Annotated in this window: 4 protein-coding genes, 1 tRNA gene and 2 pseudogenes; 3 read left to right on the top strand and 4 right to left on the bottom strand. The window is 35.0% G+C overall.

Annotated features, from left to right (window positions below; all coding sequences use genetic code 11):
- From Sarmat_RS06440 to Sarmat_RS06430, 3 genes are all read right to left on the bottom strand, one after another.
- Nucleotides 1-350: transposase (locus Sarmat_RS06440; RefSeq protein ID WP_202149936.1), on the bottom strand; the 350-nt coding region annotated here is incomplete at its 3' end.
- Nucleotides 351-835: 485 nt separating this feature from the next.
- Nucleotides 836-1,000 (bottom strand): hypothetical protein, encoded by a 165-nt coding sequence (locus tag Sarmat_RS07240; RefSeq protein WP_341826622.1) that lies wholly within the window; start codon nt 998-1,000, stop codon nt 836-838.
- Nucleotides 1,001-1,048: 48 nt separating this feature from the next.
- A tRNA-Gln gene (locus tag Sarmat_RS06430) sits at nt 1,049-1,123 on the bottom strand.
- 420 nt (nt 1,124-1,543) lie between these two features.
- On the opposite strand from Sarmat_RS06430, the gene Sarmat_RS06425 reads away from it, so the two are divergent.
- Nucleotides 1,544-1,708, top strand: a complete 165-nt coding sequence (locus tag Sarmat_RS06425; RefSeq protein ID WP_202149935.1) for a hypothetical protein — start codon at nt 1,544-1,546, stop codon at nt 1,706-1,708.
- Between the two features lie 27 nt (nt 1,709-1,735).
- A pseudogene (locus tag Sarmat_RS06420) lies at nt 1,736-2,215 on the top strand (transposase family protein); the annotation flags it as partial.
- 19 nt (nt 2,216-2,234) lie between these two features.
- On the opposite strand, the pseudogene Sarmat_RS06415 reads toward Sarmat_RS06420, so the two are convergent.
- Nucleotides 2,235-2,429 (bottom strand): annotated as a pseudogene (locus Sarmat_RS06415) (transposase family protein); the annotation flags it as partial.
- 126 nt (nt 2,430-2,555) lie between these two features.
- On the opposite strand from Sarmat_RS06415, the gene Sarmat_RS07500 reads away from it, so the two are divergent.
- Nucleotides 2,556-2,738: transposase (locus tag Sarmat_RS07500; RefSeq protein ID WP_202149129.1), on the top strand; the 183-nt coding region annotated here is incomplete at its 3' end.

Below are 2,738 nucleotides of genomic sequence, written 5' to 3'. Positions count from 1 at the left end.
GCAAATATTTTAGCCAAAAGATTGGTACCTATCTTCGTTCTGAGTTTACTAAAAACACTGTAATCAGGAGTAGCCTCTGTTAAATCAAAATCACAAAACCATTTGGCGGCAACGCTATCACTCAAATATCTTTCTAATTCACGGTCTGACAAATCTTCCATGAATTGCAAAAGCAAACATTTAAAAAGACGCTGAACTCCATAACCTTTATAATTTGCAGGAGATTCAACGCTTTTTAATTCTTTCGCTGCCACCTCAAAATCAAATAAGTCTTTAAATTTGCGATATTGATGCTTTGGACTAACTAATTGATTTAAACTTACCATTGTAATTTGATGCGCTAAAGACATTTGAAAACCTCGTTCTTTTGAGATTTATTATAACAAAAATTACCTCATCTCGCAACAGTCCCTTGATAGTCGAGTAAAAAGGATTTTGAATTATGACTCTACTATTGATTTCAACTTCTATTTTCCTCAATTATTACATAAATCATAAATTGTAGGGTGCTATGGAGCTATACTTGCAAAAAGATGGGTAGTTGAGAGAACGTTTGTTTGGCTGAGCAACTGCAGGAGATTATCAAAAGACCATGAACTTGCTGTAGCAACTACGAAAACATGATAATAATCGCCCACTCTATGCTGTTACTAAAGAGACTAAACAGGATGGCTAAACTGTGAATACAGACTCTTACTTCTAGCTTGGTGTTAGGATTATTTTTACAAATAGTTCAATTCTATTTAACGTATTGCTGTATATTCCAAAAACTTCAGATGCTTCTTTTTGCATTTTTCTCTGACTTCTATCAAATCTGAAGCTCTGATATACTAAATTAAGTCGAGGTTTGTAGGGTAAAGAACTGATTTAAAGCTGTATAAAGTTTATCAAAAGAAAAGATTTTGCCGCTAATCCAACGTTTCATATTTGCTAAGAGTATAGGATTTAAGTCTGGAGAATATGGAGGCAAAAACACAAACTTGCACCCTACAGATTCCATCAACTCTTTAAGATAGTCAGTAAGAAAATCGACAGTAGAAAAGTGAAGTGGCTGGGGCGGATGGATTCGAACCACCGGATGACGATACCAAAAACCGTTGCCTTACCACTTGGCGACGCCCCAAAAATCTATGCAACAGGAGTATAATTCATCTAAAAAAGTCAGATGAATTTAAAAAAATATGCAAAATAAACGAAACGACTATCGATTAAAAGATTTATATGTTATATATTTTTCTTTCGCACTCTCATTAAAATCTCGTTCGATAAGCTGATCACCGACCCATAGAACGCAGTTGAACTGCTTTCTCTCGAACCTGATTCGCATATCTGCATACTAATGCCCAGCGGATCAGCCAAATGTAATGGTATCAACACTTTGGCACGGTGTCAAGTACATCAACTATTTTTCTTAGGCAATCTTTGCAAAAATTCAGACATATAACGAAGCTTTAAAACAAGATATCAGAAGACCTGTTGCGTAGTAAGAATATATCGCCTAATGATAGGAAGAGGCCTTGATTTTTTAAGACAGAAGGTATATATGGAGTTTATTTCAACACAAAACTACTCCATATATGGCAATATCATACACAAAAATCAGGAAACATCCAAGAATTTTTTTAAGATTATTTGCATTAGTTGCGAAGGATTTGATATTTTAGTAGGCCTCTTTCGAAATTATGATATATGTGTATACTCAAGCTAGGTCAATAAAAATATTATGGTTTTGTAATTGAAATATGAACAAGTAAAGATTTTATCAGATGATCAATTCAGAAGATTAACAGGAGTTAAGCGTGGTGCGTTTGATAAGATGGTAAAAATATTAGAAGAAGCTGATAAAAAGAAAAAACTAAAGGAGGTAGAAGAAATAAGCTGAGCATGGAAAAATCAGCTATTAATGGCATTGGAATATATCAGAGAATACCGCGCATATTTCCATGTTAGTCAAAGTTATGGAATAAGCGAAAGTTCCTGTTACAAAGGAATTAAGTGGATAGACGATACGCTAATCAAACATCCTGATTTTGCTTTGCCTGGTCGCAAGGCATTACTTAGAAGCGATATGGAATATGAAGTTATACTAATAGATACAACAGAAACGCCAATAAAGCGTCCTAAAAAAATAAGGACTAGAAATAAGAAAAGGATTAAGAATCGGAATAACAAGCAAAAGCGGTATTATTCAGGGAAAAAGAGAAGGCATACATTAGACCTCTTTCGAAACTCATTTATACTAGCTCCATGTTATAAATAGCTGCAATCAAATTGAATCTGAGGCCAAACCTTTTTCGTCTGTTTCTATATTTGTCAGATATGATTTTAAATCGTTTGAGCATACCGATAACATTTTCATTAACCGCCATTTCGCTTGCAAGCTCTTGATTCTTCTCCTTATCCTCTTTTGTTAACGGGTTTTTCTTAGAACCAGTCACGCAAAAGGTTGAAGTATTGGAGGGACATCGTTATGATTGGCATCAAAGGGAGGATATGAGATGTCAACGAGCTATACGAGTGATTTAACAGATGAAGAATGAGCCGTAGTCGAAAAGATAATTTACAAAAGAAGGGGGAAACAAGGCAGGCCGCCCCCTAGGGATGCCAGACGTTTATGGGATGGTATATTTTACATTACCAAAAATGGCTGTTTCTGGAGGGATTTACCCAAAGATTTTGGTCCCTGGAAAAGGGTATTTAATTACTTTAATCGGTTAAAACATAGGGGAATACTTGAA

It is taken from the genome of Candidatus Sarmatiella mevalonica, assembly GCF_016751895.1.
Lineage (GTDB): Bacteria > Pseudomonadota > Alphaproteobacteria > Rickettsiales > Rickettsiaceae > Sarmatiella > Sarmatiella mevalonica.
Note: the sequence above shows the minus strand (reverse complement) of the source record. Positions and strands in the feature narration are given on the sequence as shown.

Coding starts and splice junctions, on each gene's coding strand:
- Sarmat_RS07240 (WP_341826622.1), bottom strand. CDS start 1,000: ATGGAATCTGTAGGGTGCAAGTTTGTGTTTTTGCCTCCATATTCTCCA.
- Sarmat_RS06425 (WP_202149935.1), top strand. CDS start 1,544: ATGGAGTTTATTTCAACACAAAACTACTCCATATATGGCAATATCATA.